Here is an 18,439-nt window from a genome sequence, read left to right as displayed (position 1 = left end):
CCGTGGTGTAGTGGTTAACATGCCTGCCTGTCACGCAGGAGATCGCCGGTTCGACCCCGGTCGGGACCGCCATTTTATATAAAGAAAAGAACGAAACATGTTGTTTCGTATTTTTTTATTTGTTTTAACAAAAAACTAATAAAGACAGTCAAACTATCCTTAGGAAAACTCCTAAGGACTTTTTTATATATTCAAAACCTGTATAATAAATAGCAGAGAACATTGTGAGTAAAGTAGGTGAAGTCTGTGAGTAAATATGAAATAACAACAAAATCATCTGAGGAAACACAAAGATTATCAGAAAAACTTGGTGAACTTGCTCAGGCACAAGATGTAATTATTTTAGAAGGAGATCTAGGGGCTGGTAAGACGACTTTTACAAAGGGACTAGCAAAAGGTCTTGGAGTGAAAAGAGTTGTAAATAGCCCTACCTTTAATATTATTAAAGAATATAAAGGGAGATTACCGCTATATCATATGGACGTGTATCGCTTAGCAGAAAGTGAAGAAGACTTAGGTTTTGATGAGTATTTCTACGGTGAAGGAATTACGGTAGTAGAATGGGCTCATTTAATAGAAGCATATTTACCAAATGAGAAGCTACAAATTAGTTTATTCCATGCTGGAGATGACACAAGAAACATTGTACTCGAGCCAATTGGAGATCGCTATATTAGATTATGTGAGGAGCTATTACAAGATGAAAGTACTAGCAATTGATACTTCAAATTATGTAATGGGTGTATCCCTTATTGAAGAAGGAAACGTAATTGGGGAAATCATTACAAATTTAACAAAAAATCATTCTGTGCGTCTTATGCCAGCTGTAGAACAACTGTTAAAAGAATGTGGTGTAAAACCAAAAGAATTAACTAAAATAGTTGTAGCTGCTGGACCAGGATCATATACAGGTGTTCGTATAGGTGTGACAGCTGCCAAAACATTAGCTTGGTCACTTCAAATACCAATTGTGGGTGTATCAAGTTTAGAAGTAGTGGCTGCAAACGGAGCTAATTTTGATGGATTAATCTGTCCTTTATTCGATGGAAGACGTGGACAAATTTATACTGGCTTATATACATATGAAGGAGAGGATTTAACTTCTATAGAGGAAGACCGAATCATCCTTATTGTAGACTGGTTGCAAATGTTAAAAGATAAAGGAAAGCCTGTTTTATTTATTGGTAACGATGTGAAACTACACAAAGAAACAATTATCGAACATTTAGGCAATCAAGCTCTCTTTGCTCCTTTCACTAAAAATAACCCAAGACCAAGTGAGCTAGCGTTCTTAGGATTACAAAAAGAAGAACAGGATGTACATTCATTTGTTCCTAGTTACCTTCGTTTAGCTGAAGCTGAAACAAAGTGGTTAGAAAGTCAAAACAAGTAGGAGCTTGCAGAGGATGGATATGATATTTAGAAAGATGGAACTTGATGATATTGCTCAAATTGTAGCCATTGAAGAAGCATCTTTTTCAACTCCTTGGACTGCAGATGCCTTTCACCGTGAGTTAACGATGAATGAACATGCACATTATGTTGTGCTAGAAAAAGATGGTCGTGTAATTGGGTATTGTGGATTGTGGATAATTATTGATGAATCACATATAACAAATATAGCTATTTTGCCAGAATACAGAGGTCAAAAGCTAGGAGATGCTTTATTAAAAGAAGTTATTTCCGAGGCGAAAACTCTAGGTGTAAAAACGATGACACTTGAAGTACGTGTATCAAATGAAGTAGCAAAACAGTTATACAGAAAATACGGATTTCAAAATGGTGGAATTCGTAAACGATACTATGTAGACAATCAGGAAGATGGTCTCGTAATGTGGGTGAATATATAATGGAAAAAAATACGATTATACTTGGTATTGAAACAAGTTGTGATGAAACAGCAGTAGCGGTTGTTAAAAATGGAACGGAAATTATTGCGAATGTTGTTGCATCACAAATTGAAAGTCATAAACGTTTTGGCGGAGTTGTACCAGAGATTGCGTCCCGTCATCATGTAGAAGAAATTACAGTTGTATTAGAAGAAGCGTTAAAAGAAGCGAATATCACATTTGATGATATTGATGCAATTGCTGTCACAGAAGGACCTGGTTTAGTAGGAGCGCTTCTAATAGGGGTGAACGCAGCGAAAGCAGTGGCATTTGCACATGATATCCCCCTAGTTGGTGTTCATCATATCGCTGGCCACATTTATGCGAACCGCTTAGTAAAAGAAGTTCAATTCCCATTACTATCACTTGTTGTCTCTGGTGGACATACAGAGCTTGTTTATATGAAAGAACATGGTTCATTTGAAGTAATTGGTGAAACGCGAGATGATGCAGCAGGGGAGGCATATGATAAAGTAGCTCGTACGTTATCTATGCCATATCCAGGTGGCCCTCATATTGATCGTCTTGCACATGAAGGGGAACCAACAATTGATTTACCTCGTGCATGGCTAGAACCTGATTCGTATGATTTCAGTTTTAGTGGATTGAAATCAGCAGTTATCAACACTGTGCATAACGCAAAACAACGCGGGATAGAAATTGCACCGGAAGATTTAGCAGCAAGTTTCCAAGAGAGTGTAATTGACGTATTAGTAACGAAAGCATCTCGTGCAGCGGATGCTTATAACGTAAAGCAAGTGCTTCTTGCTGGTGGAGTTGCTGCGAATAAAGGGCTTCGTGCACGTTTAGAAGCAGAGTTTGCACAAAAAGAAAATGTAGAACTAATTATTCCTCCTCTATCTTTATGTACAGATAATGCAGCTATGATTGCGGCGGCAGGTACAATTGCGTATGAACAAGGAAAACGTGCTACATTAGCTTTAAATGCAAATCCAGGATTAGATATTGAAGCATAGTTATACACAAAATTAACCACAGCTTGTGGATAAAACCCATATTATCTGTTGATAATGTGGGTTTTATTGTGTATATAAAATGTTGATAACTTTTTTGTTGATTGTGGATAATGTGGAAAAGTTATTTAGATGTTTATTTTATAAAGGTGGATATGTGTATAAACTTGTGGATAAAACAGATGAAGTCTGACCTTTGAATCTATCCTTTTTCGGGAAATAAAAACGAAGAAGGTATCTCTAAAAAACATTTTGAAATATGCCCTTATTATAAGGGGGGCTAATATTGTCAAACTTTGTCGGCAAATCGATACCTCGTGTCGAATTGTTTATGCAATAGAGGTTGACCATGGCTAGAAGATAAGAAGGATGTCTCATCGTCAAAAATCCCGACTGATGAGACATCCTTCTTATTTATACTCTTATAAATGCAATTCTTCCCATTCTGCCATACAAGCATCAAGTTGTTCTTGTAGTGTTTGCTTTTTCGTTGTAATTTCACTAGCCTTTTCATAATCTGCATATATTTCTGGTAAGCAAAGTTGATCTTCTAACGTAGCAATTTCTTCTTCAAATTGTACAATATTTTGTTCTAGTTCCTCAATTTTTCGAGTACGTTGACGCTCCAACTTTTTGCGCTCTTTTTCTTCGAGATAATTTAATTTTTCTGGAGCTACAGTTTTTTGAACAGGTGTCTGATTTTCTTGCTGTTCTTGTTGTTCAAATTCAGCACGTTCAATCATCTCATTTTTCTTTTCAACGTAGTAATCGTAGTCCCCTAAATATTCCTGTGCACCTTCTGTTGATAACTCAACAACGGTCGTCGTTACACGATTAATAAAGTAGCGGTCATGAGATACAAAGAGAAGGGTACCAGGATAATCAATTAAAGCATTCTCCAAAATCTCTTTACTATTTAAATCAAGATGGTTTGTAGGCTCATCGAGAATTAATAAATTCGATTTTTGCATCATAAGTTTTGCGAGAGCTAATCGAGCTTTTTGTCCACCACTAAGAGATGATACTGGTTTTAGTACATCATCTCCTGTGAATAAGAAGTTACCTAGTATCGTGCGAATTTCTTTTTCGGGTTGCAGTGGATATTCATCCCATAGTTCATTTAAAACTCGCTTAGAGGATGTTAAGTTAGCTTGTTCTTGATCATAATAACCAACAGATACATTGGATCCGAAAGAAACATCACCATGTAATAATGGTAACTTATTCACAATCGATTTTAATAATGTGGATTTCCCAATTCCATTTGGACCAACTAAAGCAACACTATCTCCGCGTGTTAAGCGCATTGTTACATGTTCAATAATTGGATCCTTACCATAGCCGATAGTTGCGTCCTTTACTTGTAAAACATCATTTCCACTTTGTTTTTCAATATCGAAGTGGAAGGAAGCTGACTTAGAATCCCCTAATGGTCTTGTTAATAATTCCATACGGTCTAATTGTTTACGGCGGCTTTGCGCACGTTTTGTCGTAGATGCACGAGCTATATTTTTTTGAACGAAGTCCTCTAGCTTAGCAATCTCATCTTGTTGTTTTTCATAACGTTTCATTTCTTGCTCGTATAGTGCTGATTTTAAGTCTAAATATTTACTGTAGTTACCAACAAATCGTCTACTTTCTTTATTCGAAATTTCATATACTTGTGTAACAAGTTTATCTAAGAAATAACGGTCATGGGAAACGATTAGTATTGCGCCAGGATAACCTTGTAAATATTGTTCAAGCCATGTTAATGTTTCGATGTCTAAATGGTTTGTAGGCTCGTCCAAAATAAGTAAGTCTGGTTTTGTTAATAATAATTTACCGAGAGCTAATCGTGTTTTTTGTCCACCGCTTAATGTAGAAATCGTCGTCTGGTGCGTTTCAACTGGGAAGCCAAGACCACTTAAAATCGAACGGATATCTGCTTCGTACTGATAGCCACCTTGATCTTTATAATCTAATTGTAATTGGTCATAATCAGCTAATAATCTTTCATATGTAGCCTCGTTTGAAAAGTTTTCTTCTTTTCCCATCTCTTGCTCTAGCCTTCGAAGTTTTGTCTCCATTTGCTGCAAGTGTGTAAAGACGGTTAACATTTCATCCCAAATTGTTAAAGATGTTTCTAAACCGGTATTTTGAGCTAAATATCCAATTGAGACATCTTTCGGTTTTATAATTTCTCCGCCATCATGAGATAGCTCACCCGCTATTATTTTTAATAATGTAGATTTTCCAGCGCCATTTCGTCCGACTAATGCGATACGATCTTTCGTTTGAACTTCTAATTTTATATTTGAAAGAATCGTTTCTGCACCGTATAATTTCGAAAGCGCGTTTACTTGTAATAAAATCAATGTTTTCACCTCAAATAATTTCTTAACTTTGCCATGTTTATATTTCTCAATCATACTAAAAATAGTGTATAGTTTAAAATACAGAGAGAATACTTCTTCTTTCTATTATACAAGGAATTTAATAAGTGCTAAACTTCTGTATTTAATTAAAGCATATGAATAAAGATAGGAAGAGAGGAGAGGTTATATGGAGCAGCAGAAAATTCCACAAGCCACTGCTAAGAGATTGCCTCTATACTATCGATTTATCCAAAACTTATCTTTGTCTGGTAAGCAACGTGTTTCATCAGCTGAATTAAGTGAAGCGGTAAAGGTTGATTCCGCAACAATTCGAAGAGATTTCTCATACTTTGGAGCGTTAGGGAAAAAAGGATATGGATATAACGTAAATTATTTATTATCATTTTTCCGTGAAACACTCGACCAAGATGATATAACACGTGTAGCGCTTATTGGAGTAGGTAATTTAGGGACCGCTTTCTTACATTATAATTTCACGAAAAACAATAATACAAAAATTGAAATGGCGTTTGATATTAGTGAAGAGAAAGTTGGAACAGAAATCGGAGGCATTCCTGTATATCACTTAGATGAATTAGAAGAACGTTTATCATCTGATATACAAGTGGCAATATTAACAGTACCCGCTACAGTAGCACAATCTGTAGCTGATAGATTGGCAGAAACAAACGTGCATGGTATTTTGAATTTCACACCAGCACGATTAAATGTGTCAGACAATATAAGAATTCATCATATTGATTTAGCAGTAGAGTTACAAACATTAGTTTACTTTTTGAAGAATTATCCACAATAAAACGCAGAGGAAGCGACCTCTGCGTTTTATTATTGTTTTTTCTTTGTGAATTTAACTAAGATGAGGCGAAGTGCCAAATTAAAATCAATCGTCGCCATAACTGCAAATAGTATTGTCCACATATTCCAAATTGTATCTGTTACATTCCTAATGGCTAGATGTGTAAAGATACATCCTAGAAGGAAGTACAATGCAGCCATGAACAATGGTGAGTTTCTCATACTAAAAATCCTCCGATAAAGCCTTGCATTTTTTCAGCTTCTTTAATCATTTCCTGAATTTGTTCGTTACTCACTAAAACTTGGGCAATTGCAACTAATGTATTCATTGCAACATGCGCTGCGATTGGAACGATAATACGCTTCGTTTTTACATATAAGAAGGCGAATACGAGACCCATAGCAGTGTATACCAATAAGTGAGTAAAATCAAAGTGAATGGCCGCAAATACAAGGGAACTAATGATAGCGGCAATAAAGAAGTTAAACTTCTTATAAAGTGTACCAAATAAAATTTTTCTAAATACGATTTCTTCCAAAATAGGTCCTATTATAGAGATGACGATAAGGAACCAAGGTGTCGTTCTTGCGATATCCATAAGTCTCGCTGTATTTTCAGATCCAGGTTTAATACCTAATACATACATTTCAATCATACCAGCAATACTTTGCGAGAAAAATGCTAAGAAGAACCCGATAAAAATCCAACCAATTGTAGCTGGAACAGTGGAACGCATCTTATCTAAATGTCTGTCGCGAATATCTGTTCTAAGTAACCAAAGTACGATACATAATGCAATAAAGAAGCTAATGATCGCCCAGTGACCAGTTATGAGTTGAAATTTCTCTTCCCTAGTGAATCCCTTGTTATCATAAAGCCCAGTTTTCAGAAGAAGTGGTAATCCAGCAATTGATGATAACTGCATTAAAATGTATGTAACGATAACCCACCAATATTGTTTTTTCAAATGGTTTAACCATCCTTTCTAACTCTAGTGTATGAGATAAGGTAGGATAACATGTAAAGATGCTACCTACTATATAAACTTTACTTACATTATGTTTTTTTTGTAAATTCTTAATTGAAATTATAATAGAAGACAGGAGAAAGTTGTGTGTGTAGCGAAAACAACTTAGGGTGTCCTTTCATATTGTAACATACGAGTAGTGGAAACAACGATTCATATAGTAAAGGTAGAAGAAGAGGAACTCTATATAGAAAAATTTATAGCGTAATTTGCGAAAAAATTATGATTTTTTTACTTGCAAAAGAAATTGAGATTATTTATTATTATAAGTGTGTTAGCACTCGGGTGACTTGAGTGCTAATAAATAAAATTTACATAACAAAATGAGGAGGTTATTGTTCATGCTAAAGCCATTAGGTGATCGCGTTGTAATTGAGCTTGTTCAAGCGGAAGAAAAAACAGCAAGTGGTATTGTATTACCAGACACAGCAAAAGAAAAACCACAAGAGGGTAAAGTTATTGCAGTAGGTACTGGTCGAGTGCTTGAAAATGGTGAGCGTGTTGCTTTAGAGGTAGCAGCAGGTGATCTTATCATCTTCTCAAAATATGCAGGTACTGAAGTGAAATATGAAGGTACAGACTACTTGATTTTACGTGAAAGTGACATTTTAGCAGTTATCGGTTAATTATATAAATTTTAAAAAATCCAAGGGGGTCAATTATTATGGCAAAAGATATTAAATTTAGTGAAGAAGCACGTCGTTCGATGCTTCGCGGTGTCGACACTCTTGCAAATGCAGTAAAAGTAACGCTTGGACCAAAAGGTCGTAACGTTGTTCTTGAGAAAAAATTCGGTTCACCACTTATTACAAATGACGGTGTAACAATCGCAAAAGAAATTGAATTAGAAGATGCATTCGAAAACATGGGTGCGAAATTAGTAGCAGAAGTTGCTAGCAAAACAAATGACGTAGCTGGTGACGGAACAACAACTGCAACTGTATTAGCGCAAGCTATGATTCGTGAAGGTCTTAAAAACGTAACAGCTGGTGCGAACCCAATGGGTCTTCGTAAAGGTATCGAAAAAGCTGTAGTTGCTGCAGTAGAAGAATTAAAAACGATTTCTAAACCAATCGAAGGTAAATCTTCTATCGCACAAGTAGCTGCTATTTCTGCTGCTGACGAAGAAGTAGGTCAATTAATCGCTGAAGCAATGGAGCGCGTTGGTAACGACGGCGTTATTACTTTAGAAGAATCTAAAGGTTTCACAACAGAATTAGATGTAGTAGAAGGTATGCAATTTGATCGTGGATATGCATCTCCTTACATGATTACTGATTCTGACAAAATGGAAGCAGTTCTTGATAACCCATACATCTTAATCACTGACAAAAAGATTTCTAACATTCAAGAAATCTTACCAGTATTAGAGCAAGTGGTACAACAAGGTAAACCGCTTCTTATCATTGCTGAAGATGTAGAAGGCGAAGCGTTAGCTACATTAGTAGTGAACAAACTTCGTGGTACATTCAATGTAGTAGCTGTTAAAGCTCCTGGATTTGGTGACCGTCGTAAAGCAATGCTAGAAGATATCGCAATCTTAACTGGTGGCGAAGTAATCACTGAAGAATTAGGCCGTGACTTAAAATCTGCTACAGTTGAATCTTTAGGACGCGCTGGTAAAGTTGTTGTAACGAAAGAAAACACAACTGTAGTTGAAGGTGTAGGAAGCACAGAACAAATCGAAGCTCGCATCGGTCAAATCCGTGCGCAATTAGAAGAAACAACTTCTGAATTCGATCGTGAAAAATTACAAGAGCGTCTTGCAAAACTTGCAGGTGGCGTAGCAGTAATTAAAGTAGGTGCAGCAACTGAAACTGAGTTGAAAGAGCGCAAACTTCGCATTGAAGATGCACTTAACTCAACTCGTGCAGCAGTAGAAGAAGGTATCGTTGCAGGTGGTGGTACTTCACTTATGAACGTATACACGAAAGTAGCTTCTATCGTAGCTGAAGGCGACGAAGCAACAGGTATCAACATCGTACTTCGTGCACTAGAAGAGCCAGTTCGTCAAATCGCAATCAACGCTGGTCTAGAAGGATCTGTAGTTGTAGAGCGTCTAAAAGGCGAAAAAGTAGGCGTTGGTTTCAACGCAGCTACTGGCGAGTGGGTTAACATGCTTGAAACTGGTATCGTAGATCCAGCTAAAGTAACTCGCTCTGCACTTCAAAACGCAGCATCTGTTGCAGCTATGTTCTTAACAACTGAAGCTGTAGTAGCTGACAAACCAGAACCAAATGCACCAGCAATGCCTGACATGGGCGGCATGGGCATGGGCGGTATGGGTGGAATGATGTAATAAGCATCACTCTGTGAAGCTGTGCAATGTATAAATAGTTAATTAGTAGAAGGCTACTTCCTTGATGAGAGGAGGTAGTCTTTTTTATATTTTATGATTGTTTGCGTTTAGATTTTGATGACTATAATAAATTTAAGACTACTAAGGATAAGAGAGTATGTGTTTTGAATCTTTAATTTTTGATGAAATCCACATTAAAATAATAATTATCGACAGTATTTGACATATCCATTAAATAATAAATAGTAGAATATACAGGTATACAGAATTAATTTGACTATATGTTCATTGACGAACGCTATTTTCTATTAGGATTTGTGTTAAGTCGTTATAAATATAAAAAGGAGAACTTGATTATGCTCAATAGTTCATTGAAAAAAGAAGCGATAAATAAATTACAAAACGCTGTACATCAATACGAGGAATCCTCTAAAAATTTACAAAATAATGCAATTAAATTACACAATACAAGGGATTATGGTGTTGAGGTAATTTTAAAAGTGGAGAGCTATATCAACGCTTTGGCTAATACTCCAAAAGAATTTGAAAAAAGTTTGAAAAAAATCCATATTAATATAGCTAGTTTTAAAGTTCTTAGCGAGATTTCATATGACGAAAAAGAAATGATTAAATTAGCAGGAGGAGGAACCGCTGCCGGTGTTGCAGCGGGCGTAGCAACAGCAGCACTTGCCCCAACGGCAGCGATGGCGATTGCCACAACCTTTGGAACTGCATCAACTGGTGCGGCTATTTCTACTTTATCAGGAGCGGCAGCAACCAATGCAGCCTTAGCTTGGTTAGGTGGAGGTGCACTTGCTGCAGGCGGTAGCGGTATGGCAGGAGGAAGTGCTTTATTAGCGCTAGCAGGACCTGTTGGATGGGGGATTGGTGCGGTTAGTTTAGTTGCAGGTGGTTTCTTTGCAAGTAAAAAGAATAGAGATGCTGCTATCAAAGCGGATCAAGAAAGAATTGAAGTTGTAAAGGCAACCAAAATTCTTGATGGCACATCTATTGAAATTACTGCCTTGAAGGATTCTACGCAAAAATTAGCATCAAATTTAGAGCAGAGCTTAATTGCTTTTATTAGTAATACGAAGAATGTAAAATCTTTTATTGATTTTTCACAAGATGAGCGCAATTTTTTAAGAGCTATAATAAATAATACAGAGAGCTTATCGGCGTTATTTATGAAGGAAGTTGGCAAATAGATGTCAACGAATGTATGGAAAGATCAGATTGTTGCTGTTGGGGTAGATGGATTTAATCATTGGAAAAGTCAATCTATTGCAAAGCAACTTGATGAAGTTGTTAGAGAAAAATTGCAGAATCAAGAGCGACAGAATTTGAATTTTGAAAAGGCATTGCAATGTATGATAAAAATGCGTCAGTTTCTTTCTGAACCTAAGCATATATTAGGATCTGAGCAAACGAAACACGGAGAAGTAGCGGAACATCTGGAGGTCAATGTACGAAATGCATGGGCAGCTTTAAAAGGGAATAGTGAGGTTGCTACATTTGAAGGTGTAGCTCGCACAGCACCGGAAGATTTTATTCTAGACGGTGTTAGGTATCAATCAAAATTTATAAATGGTACAAATAATACACTCAAACATGTACTTCATCATTTTGAAAAATATAAAGATGGATCTATGAATTATTCTATTCCTAAAGATCAATATGCAATTATTACATCTATAAAATCTGGTGATTTTTCTGGGGGCCTAAATGACAAATCGGTTCGTGCTATTCTTCAGAAAGTGGAAGAAATAGAGCGTCGAACAGGTCGGGGGTTTCAGGAGATAGTAAAGCCGTCTGTCTCTAATTATAGTGAAGTGCAGTTGGGGAGAGCTGGAGAAACGGTTTCGATGCATCAAGATAGAATTATTGAAGAAAATCAAAGAATTCAAGATGAAATTCAATCAGATGCAAAAGAAAAAGTGAAAATAATCGAAGTTCAAAAGGGACCTTCATTTAGAGAAGGTGGAAAAGTTGCTGGAACAGCAGTAGTGATAGCAACCTCGCTGAATGCAATCACAGTAATTTACAGCAAGGTGAAACATGGAAAGAAAATTCAGGAGTTTGATAAAAATGATTGGAAAGATATAGGTCTAAGCTCTGCTGAAGCTGGAGTGAAAGGTGGTATTACGGCTGGGAGTATATATGCTTTAACTAATTTGACATCGCTTTCAGCTCCATTTGCAGGTGCTGTTACAAGTGCCGTTATGGGACTATCATCTTTACTTGTGGATTTACAGAAAGAACAGATTTCTATGGATGAATTTGTCACTCAAGGACAAATACTTTGTATTGAAGCTGGAATCGCAGCGACAGGAGGAGCGATAGGGCAAATGCTAATACCTATTCCGGTATTAGGCGCAGTTATTGGTACGGTTACTGCGAATTTTGTGTGGGGATTTGCAAAAGATAAACTGGGTGCGAGAGAACGAGAATTAAAAAAAGTGCTTGATGCCTACACGGAATCTATTTTGGTAAAAGTGGAAAAGGCCTATCAGGAGATTATCTCTAAAATAAATGCTAAATATACTCAGTATAATTCTCTAATTGATGCTGCATTTGATGTTCAGGCAAACTCAGAAGTTTTAGCTGCAGCTTCAGTAGAACTAGCATTTGAATTAGGAGTTAATAGGAAAAAAATATTAAAAAGTGATGTGGATTTAGATGCTTTTTTCTTAGGGTGAAATTTTTATCAGTATTCCCAAAAGTAATGTCATAAATTATTACTATAATTCGCATTTTAAAAAGCTGTTAAATATTATCGATTTATAGATAAAATGTTTTAATTCTGCTCGCATTAAAGTAAATATCTTTATTTAGGTAGAGTTATTTTTGGTATTTTGATTAAAAGGAAATGAATTTCTGTAGAATTTTGTCGCTTTCTCTCTTGACCATATTGATACTTCATTGTTAGAATCTAGGAAGATAATATAAAACGATCCTTCATATATCCTCAAAGATATGGTTTGAGAGTCTCTACCGGGTTACCGTAAACAACCTGACTATGAAGGCAGTGTGTCTTATATTTATAAAGAGCGGAGACTATCTTTCTTTATAAAGCCAGACCCCTGCCTTTTCTTTGTTATGAGACTAGAGGCGGAGGACTGGCTTTTTTTATTATATTGGTAATGCTTTTCGCCTAATTGGTGAAAATATTTATATACGAGAACTAACGTTGGGGTGATTATTTTGAAGAAGCAACACGATACAATTATCGTTTTAGATTTTGGAAGTCAATACAATCAGTTAATAGCACGTCGAATTCGTGAGTTCGGTGTATACAGTGAACTTCATCCGCATACAATTACTGCAGAAGAAATTAAAGAAATAAATCCAAAAGGGATTATTTTCTCTGGTGGACCGAATAGTGTATATGGTGAAGGTGCATTACATTGTGATGAAAAAATCTTTGACCTAGGATTACCGATCTTCGGTATTTGTTACGGTATGCAGCTTATGACACAAAAATTCGGTGGTAAAGTAGAACGTGCAAACCACCGTGAGTACGGAAAAGCGGTTCTTAAAGTAGAGAACGAATCAAAATTATATGCGAACCTTCCAGAAGAGCAAGTTGTATGGATGAGCCATGGTGACTTAGTAACTGGTTTACCTGAAGGATTCGTAGTAGATGCAACAAGTGAGTCTTGCCCAATTGCTGGTATGAGCAATGAAGCGAAAAACTTATACGGTGTACAATTCCACCCAGAAGTACGTCACTCTGAGCACGGTAACGATTTAATTAAAAACTTCGTATTCGGCGTATGTGGTTGTTCTGAAGGATGGAACATGGAGAACTTTATTGAAGTAGAATTAGAAAAGATTCGTGAAACTGTTGGAGACAAAAAAGTTCTATGCGCACTTAGCGGTGGTGTAGACTCTTCTGTTGTAGCAGTATTAATTCATAAAGCAATCGGTGATCAATTAACATGTATTTTCGTTGACCACGGTTTACTTCGTAAAGGCGAAGCAGAAGGCGTTATGAAAACATTTAGCGAAGGCTTCCATATGAACGTTATTAAAGTGGATGCAAAAGAACGCTTCATGAACAAGTTAAAAGGTGTAGAAGATCCAGAACAAAAACGTAAGATCATCGGTAACGAATTCATTTACGTATTTGATGATGAAGCTTCTAAATTAGAAGGAATGGACTTCTTAGCACAAGGTACACTGTACACAGATATCGTTGAAAGTGGTACAGCAACTGCGCAAACAATTAAATCTCACCATAACGTTGGTGGACTTCCAGAAGACATGCAGTTCAAATTAATTGAGCCTTTAAACACGTTATTTAAAGATGAAGTACGTGTATTAGGATCTGAACTAGGAATTCCTGATGAAATCGTATGGCGTCAACCATTCCCAGGTCCTGGTCTTGGTATTCGTGTACTAGGTGAAATCACAGAAGAGAAATTAGAAATCGTTCGTGAATCTGATGCGATTTTACGTGAAGAAATTATTAAAGCTGGCTTAGATCGCGAAATCTGGCAATACTTCACTGCGCTTCCTGGTATGCGTAGCGTAGGTGTTATGGGTGACGAGCGTACGTACGATTACACAGTAGGTATCCGCGCGGTAACATCTATCGACGGCATGACAGCTGACTGGGCACGTATCCCTTGGGACGTATTAGAGAAAATCTCTGTACGTATCGTAAACGAAGTAAAACACGTTAACCGTATCGTGTATGACGTAACGAGTAAGCCACCAGCAACGATTGAGTGGGAATAGTATTTATAAAAAGGTCCATCTATTACTTATGTATAGATGGATCTTTTTATTTTAGGGTTAATACGAACGAAACTATAAATATTTGTAAAAATGTTCGTTTTTAAATTGACAAAACTACTTCGTCGAGTTAATATGAGTATGTAATTCAAACGAAAAGTGAATATTATGCCGTCGTATAATATCGGGGATATGGCCCGAAAGTTTCTACCTAGCTACCGTAAATGGCTTGACTACGAGGCGTTTTTATAAAGGTGAGGGGAATCTTATCTTTATTCATAGAACGCTTCCATGTATATGCAATGGAAGCCTTTTTTATTTTTAATAGATAAAAGAGGGCTAGGGGATTACGGCGAGTAATCATATAACGGGGGAAACGTAAGATGAAACGCTATTTTCAGTTTGATGAACTCGGCACGAATTACAAAACAGAGTTCATAGCAGGTTTAACGACATTTTTATCTATGGCTTACGTACTATTTGTCAATCCTGCTACGCTGTCACTTGGAAATGTTAAAGGATTACCGGCAGGTACAGGAATGGATCCAGGTGCAGTATTCGTTGCTACAGCATTAGCAGCAGCGATTGGTTCGTTAATTATGGGTATTTTCGCGAAGTATCCAATTGCTTTAGCGCCAGGTATGGGAATTAACGCGTTCTTTGCTTATACAGCAGTGTTAACGATGGGTATTCCATGGCAAACGGCAATTGCTGGAACGTTAATGTCAGGTATTATCTTTATTATTCTTACTGCTTCAGGTATTCGTGAAAAAATCATTAATGCAATTCCATCGGAGTTAAAGTTTGCAGTAGCGGCAGGTATTGGATTATTCATTGCTTTCCTTGGATTCCAAAATGCCGGAATTATCGTGAAAAATGATGCTGTTCTTGTTGGGTTGGGGGACTTAACAAAGGGCACAACGTTACTAGCAATTTTCGGAGTTGTTACGACCATTATCTTCATGATTAAGAAAGTTAATGGTGCAGTATTTTACGGTATGATTCTTACGGCAATCTTAGGAGTAGCAACCGGATTAATTGATACTCCGAAAGCGGTAGTGGGAGCAATACCGAGTTTAGAACCAACGTTCGGTGCGGCGTTAACGCACTTTGGAGATATTTTCACTGTTCAAATGGGGATTGTTATTATAACGTTCTTCTTTATCGATTTCTTTGATACAGCAGGTACGCTTGTAGCGGTTGCGAATCAAGCAGGATTAATGAAGAACAATAAATTACCACGTGCAGGAAAAGCGTTATTTGCAGATGCGATTGCAACTGTAATTGGTGCGATTTTAGGTACATCAACAACAACGTCTTACATTGAATCTTCTGCAGGGGTAGCGGCAGGTGGACGTTCTGGATTTACAGCAGTTGTAACAGCAGGATTCTTCTTGCTGGCACTATTCTTCTCGCCATTACTAAGTGTTGTAACACCAGCTGTAACGGCACCAGCATTAATTATTGTAGGAATCTTGATGGTTTCTTCCTTAGGGGAAATTGATTGGAAGAAATTTGAGATTGCAGTACCAGCATTCTTTACTATCATTTCAATGCCACTTACGTATAGTATCGCAACAGGAATTGCGATCGGGTTTATCTTCTATCCAATTACAATGGTAGTAAGTGGTCGACGTAAAGAGGTTCATCCGATTATGTATGTTATGGGTGTTTTATTCGTACTATATTTCATCTACGTTCGTAAATAAAAGGGGTTTTTGAAAGGTCTAGACTTAAGGGGGGTCTAGACCTTTTTTGCGTCTTCAGAAAATCTTAAGGATTTCCGAGCGTTTTTCTTCAGAAGTTTTCCTATAATAGAAGTTAGGGATTAAAAAAGTGATGGGGGAGATATTGTGGCAAATGAAACAATACTTGTCGTAGATGATGAAAAAGAAATTAGGAATCTTATTAAAATCTATTTAAAGAATGAAGGATATAAAGTATTGCAAGCAGGGGACGGCGAAGAAGGATTACGTTTACTAGAAGAAAACGAAGTACATCTAGTCGTATTAGATATTATGATGCCGAAAGTAGACGGCATTCATATGTGTATGAAAGTAAGGGAAGAAAAAGAAATGCCAATTATTATGCTTTCCGCGAAAACGCAAGATATGGATAAGATTTTAGGGTTAACAACGGGTGCAGATGATTACGTAACGAAACCATTTAATCCGTTAGAGTTAATCGCAAGGATAAAATCTCAGTTACGCCGTTATATGAAAATGAATGGTTTTTCTATTCAAAATGAGGACGAGTTAGAAATTGGAGAGATGAAAATCAACATCTCGACCCATAAAGTTATTGTAGAGGGAGAAGAAGTGAAGTTGACCCCGAGGGAATTTTCAATTCTAGAATTACTAGCCCGTAATCCGGGAATGGTCTTTAGTGCAGAGCAAATTTATGAAAAGGTTTGGAATGAACGATCTTTCCAGTCTGATAATACTGTAATGGTGCATATTCGGAAAGTACGTGAAAAGATTGAAGAGAATCCAAGGAAGCCTAGATATATAAAAACAGTATGGGGAGTGGGGTATAAGATTGAAAAAGATATTTAATCCATTTACTTATGTTAGGAAATTTCGAGAGTTAATCGGAAAGCTAGTGAAGAGTGTGAAACGGAGTGTGCGGATTCAACTTATTACTGCGTTCACTGCTTGTGCGTTATTAGGGATTTTGTCAGCGAAGGCAGCAGCGCCATTTTTTGAGAATGCGAATCGAGAGGCGACGATCGATTATCGGACTGGTATGGAACAAATTAACCAACAAGCACAAAGTGTGGCAAATAGTTCAGTTCATGAAAATAAATTAGAAGCTATATCAAGTATGATTGAAATAGAGAATCAAAATTTAGAACGAGACTCTAGAGCTTTAAAAGTATTGGTTACTGACGAGAGTGGTAAAGTTTTATATAAAACGAAGCAGGCACAAGAAGAACAAATTGATTTGCATAATACAATTCGTAATGCATCATCGTTTGCGATTAATTATATGAATGGTAGAAAAGAATTTGAAAGTACGAGAAAAGAATTTATAGCCTTTGCGCCTATTACAATAGAAGATAAGAATTTATACATGTTTGTTAGTGGGATTCCAGAAGGTGAAGTAATATATGATACGCAAGAAGGACCATTCCCATTTTTAATTGGTGTACTCGTATTCATTTTTTCTTTCTTCTATATAACAAAGAGAAAGATGAAGCAAATTGAAGCGATGGCAGAAGGTGTAAAGGAAATAGAAAAAGGTAATTTAGCGTACCGTATTGAGAAGAAAGGTGAAGACGAGATTGCGTCTTTAACTGAGAATATTAATAATATGGCAGAAGAGCTTATGAATAATATAGAAAAGGAACGTAAATTAGAGAAGCAAAAGAACGAACTTATTACGAATGTATCTCACGATTTACGTACACCACTTACTTCTATTATGGGTTACTTACGATTACTTCGAGATTCTAAATATGAAAATAAAGAACAACATGATGAGTATACGAGAATTGCTTTTGCGAAGTCGGAGCAGTTAAAGAATTTAATAGAAGATTTATTTGAGTATACGAAGTTAACAAATGAGCAAGTTATATTAGAAAAACAAGAGGTTTGTATAAATGAGTTACTCGAGCAATTAATAGAAGAGTTAGTACCGCAAGCAGAAGAGCATGGGCTTACGTTCGTTAAGAAGTTTCCTGAGGAACGTGCCTATGCAGCGATTGATTCGGAAAAGATGGTTCGTGTATTTGATAATTTATTAATGAACGCGATTAAGTATAGTAAAGATGATGGGGAGATAAAAGTTTCTCTTCAAAGGCAGCGCCGGGATATACAAATTGTAATTGCGAATCATAGTGAAGCGTTTACGAGAGAAGAGTTAGCGAGTTTGTTTGAACGTTTTTATAAGAAAGATCAATCTAGAAGTAGAGTAACAGAAGGATCGGGCCTTGGATTGGCGATTGCGAAAAGTATTGTTGAATTACAAGGTGGTAGTATTCGAGCTGAATATGAGGATGGTGTTATTCAGTTTATCGTCTCGTTGCCAATTATAGAAAGATAATAAACGAATAGAATGGTATATGATAAAAAGGCTTATTTTAAAAGGAATAAGCCTTTTTATATTTTTTTAGAAAAATATATTGACGATTAGAGATTAGAGGTGTAATATTATACGAGTCGCCGATGACAACAACGTCGAAAGCGACAAACGAAATAAAAAACTTAGTTGACATTAACTAACGAAGATGTTAACATAAGGAAGTCGCAAATGAGCGGCCAAGTAGTTCTTTGAAAACTGAACGAAACAAACAACGTGAAACGTCAATTTTTATTTTAGATGCTAGACAAACTAA

The 18,439-nt window shown here is 36.6% G+C and carries 16 protein-coding genes and 2 riboswitches; of the genes, 13 read left to right on the top strand and 3 right to left on the bottom strand.

Annotated elements, in window-relative coordinates:
- Window positions 1-246: 246 nt before the first annotated feature.
- From tsaE to tsaD, 4 genes are read left to right on the top strand one after another with little or no spacing between them, the layout of a single operon-like run.
- Window positions 247-720: a tRNA (adenosine(37)-N6)-threonylcarbamoyltransferase complex ATPase subunit type 1 TsaE gene (tsaE, locus tag PDK19_RS26540; protein WP_000049631.1), complete on the top strand. Its 474-nt coding sequence runs from the start codon at window positions 247-249 to the stop codon at window positions 718-720.
- Window positions 701-1,393 carry a tRNA (adenosine(37)-N6)-threonylcarbamoyltransferase complex dimerization subunit type 1 TsaB gene (tsaB, locus tag PDK19_RS26535; protein ID WP_000865757.1) on the top strand — a complete coding sequence of 231 codons (693 nt, stop codon included), beginning with the start codon at window positions 701-703 and terminating at the stop codon, window positions 1,391-1,393. Before tsaE ends, tsaB begins: the two co-directional genes overlap by 20 nt.
- 13 nt (window positions 1,394-1,406) lie before the next feature.
- The gene (gene rimI, locus PDK19_RS26530) at window positions 1,407-1,850 is read left to right on the top strand and encodes a ribosomal protein S18-alanine N-acetyltransferase (protein ID WP_000367198.1); all 444 of its coding nucleotides are present in this window, start codon (window positions 1,407-1,409) and stop codon (window positions 1,848-1,850) included.
- Window positions 1,850-2,866: a tRNA (adenosine(37)-N6)-threonylcarbamoyltransferase complex transferase subunit TsaD gene (tsaD, locus tag PDK19_RS26525; RefSeq protein ID WP_000414588.1), complete on the top strand. Its 1,017-nt coding sequence runs from the start codon at window positions 1,850-1,852 to the stop codon at window positions 2,864-2,866. The genes rimI and tsaD overlap by 1 nt, the downstream gene beginning before the upstream one ends.
- A 419-nt stretch (window positions 2,867-3,285) precedes the next feature.
- Here the strand turns inward: tsaD and PDK19_RS26520 are convergent, their stop codons facing one another.
- A complete protein-coding gene (locus tag PDK19_RS26520) occupies window positions 3,286-5,220 on the bottom strand; it encodes an ABC-F family ATP-binding cassette domain-containing protein (protein WP_000602166.1) in 1,935 nt (644 codons plus the stop codon).
- A gap of 187 nt (window positions 5,221-5,407) precedes the next feature.
- Here PDK19_RS26520 and PDK19_RS26515 point away from each other — a divergent pair, with 187 nt between their 5' ends.
- On the top strand, window positions 5,408-6,037 hold the full coding sequence (locus PDK19_RS26515; protein WP_000437698.1) for a redox-sensing transcriptional repressor Rex: 630 nt from the start codon (window positions 5,408-5,410) through the stop codon (window positions 6,035-6,037).
- A gap of 29 nt (window positions 6,038-6,066) precedes the next feature.
- Here the strand turns inward: PDK19_RS26515 and PDK19_RS26510 are convergent, their stop codons facing one another.
- Window positions 6,067-6,258 (bottom strand): YdiK family protein, encoded by a 192-nt coding sequence (locus PDK19_RS26510; RefSeq protein ID WP_001246199.1) that lies wholly within the window; start codon window positions 6,256-6,258, stop codon window positions 6,067-6,069.
- Window positions 6,255-7,004: a CPBP family intramembrane glutamic endopeptidase gene (locus PDK19_RS26505; protein WP_000745333.1), complete on the bottom strand. Its 750-nt coding sequence runs from the start codon at window positions 7,002-7,004 to the stop codon at window positions 6,255-6,257. Before PDK19_RS26505 ends, PDK19_RS26510 begins: the two co-directional genes overlap by 4 nt.
- A gap of 401 nt (window positions 7,005-7,405) precedes the next feature.
- Here PDK19_RS26505 and groES point away from each other — a divergent pair, with 401 nt between their 5' ends.
- The 8 genes from groES to PDK19_RS26465 all read left to right on the top strand — a co-directional run bounded on the left by groES (window position 7,406) and on the right by PDK19_RS26465 (window position 18,147).
- Window positions 7,406-7,690: a co-chaperone GroES gene (groES, locus tag PDK19_RS26500; RefSeq protein WP_000917306.1), complete on the top strand. Its 285-nt coding sequence runs from the start codon at window positions 7,406-7,408 to the stop codon at window positions 7,688-7,690.
- 38 nt (window positions 7,691-7,728) lie between these two features.
- Entirely contained in the window at window positions 7,729-9,363 is a 1,635-nt protein-coding gene (gene groL, locus PDK19_RS26495) for a chaperonin GroEL (RefSeq protein ID WP_001029999.1), read from the top strand.
- Between the two features lie 356 nt (window positions 9,364-9,719).
- On the top strand, window positions 9,720-10,571 hold the full coding sequence (locus tag PDK19_RS26490) for a hypothetical protein (RefSeq protein WP_014893362.1): 852 nt from the start codon (window positions 9,720-9,722) through the stop codon (window positions 10,569-10,571).
- Window positions 10,572-12,062, top strand: a complete 1,491-nt coding sequence (locus PDK19_RS26485; protein WP_014893361.1) for a hypothetical protein — start codon at window positions 10,572-10,574, stop codon at window positions 12,060-12,062.
- 239 nt (window positions 12,063-12,301) lie between these two features.
- Window positions 12,302-12,403: riboswitch (purine riboswitch) on the top strand.
- Window positions 12,404-12,567: 164 nt separating this feature from the next.
- Window positions 12,568-14,106 (top strand): glutamine-hydrolyzing GMP synthase, encoded by a 1,539-nt coding sequence (gene guaA / locus PDK19_RS26480; protein WP_000743925.1) that lies wholly within the window; start codon window positions 12,568-12,570, stop codon window positions 14,104-14,106.
- 151 nt (window positions 14,107-14,257) lie between these two features.
- Window positions 14,258-14,359: riboswitch (purine riboswitch) on the top strand.
- Between the two features lie 127 nt (window positions 14,360-14,486).
- Complete coding sequence (locus PDK19_RS26475; protein ID WP_000833094.1) at window positions 14,487-15,812, top strand: NCS2 family permease; 1,326 nt, start codon at window positions 14,487-14,489, stop codon at window positions 15,810-15,812.
- Window positions 15,813-15,956: 144 nt separating this feature from the next.
- Window positions 15,957-16,658 (top strand): response regulator transcription factor, encoded by a 702-nt coding sequence (locus PDK19_RS26470; RefSeq protein ID WP_001262948.1) that lies wholly within the window; start codon window positions 15,957-15,959, stop codon window positions 16,656-16,658.
- Complete coding sequence (locus PDK19_RS26465) at window positions 16,642-18,147, top strand: sensor histidine kinase (RefSeq protein WP_000719232.1); 1,506 nt, start codon at window positions 16,642-16,644, stop codon at window positions 18,145-18,147. The genes PDK19_RS26470 and PDK19_RS26465 overlap by 17 nt, the downstream gene beginning before the upstream one ends.
- Window positions 18,148-18,439 lie beyond the last annotated feature (292 nt).

The organism is Bacillus cereus group sp. BcHK124 (genome assembly GCF_027712065.1).
Classification (GTDB): Bacteria; Bacillota; Bacilli; order Bacillales; family Bacillaceae_G; genus Bacillus_A; species Bacillus_A pacificus.
This window is presented reverse-complemented; position numbering and strand designations above follow the sequence as displayed.

Bases quoted from the DNA above. Each gene is read 5' to 3' on its own strand.
- PDK19_RS26510 (WP_001246199.1), bottom strand. From the start codon at position 6,258: ATGAGAAACTCACCATTGTTCATGGCTGCATTGTACTTCCTTCTAGGA.
- PDK19_RS26485 (WP_014893361.1), top strand. From the start codon at position 10,572: ATGTCAACGAATGTATGGAAAGATCAGATTGTTGCTGTTGGGGTAGAT.
- PDK19_RS26475 (WP_000833094.1), top strand. From the start codon at position 14,487: ATGAAACGCTATTTTCAGTTTGATGAACTCGGCACGAATTACAAAACA.
- tsaD (WP_000414588.1), top strand. From the start codon at position 1,850: ATGGAAAAAAATACGATTATACTTGGTATTGAAACAAGTTGTGATGAA.
- PDK19_RS26490 (WP_014893362.1), top strand. From the start codon at position 9,720: ATGCTCAATAGTTCATTGAAAAAAGAAGCGATAAATAAATTACAAAAC.
- rimI (WP_000367198.1), top strand. From the start codon at position 1,407: ATGGATATGATATTTAGAAAGATGGAACTTGATGATATTGCTCAAATT.
- PDK19_RS26515 (WP_000437698.1), top strand. From the start codon at position 5,408: ATGGAGCAGCAGAAAATTCCACAAGCCACTGCTAAGAGATTGCCTCTA.
- groL (WP_001029999.1), top strand. From the start codon at position 7,729: ATGGCAAAAGATATTAAATTTAGTGAAGAAGCACGTCGTTCGATGCTT.
- tsaB (WP_000865757.1), top strand. From the start codon at position 701: ATGAAAGTACTAGCAATTGATACTTCAAATTATGTAATGGGTGTATCC.
- groES (WP_000917306.1), top strand. From the start codon at position 7,406: ATGCTAAAGCCATTAGGTGATCGCGTTGTAATTGAGCTTGTTCAAGCG.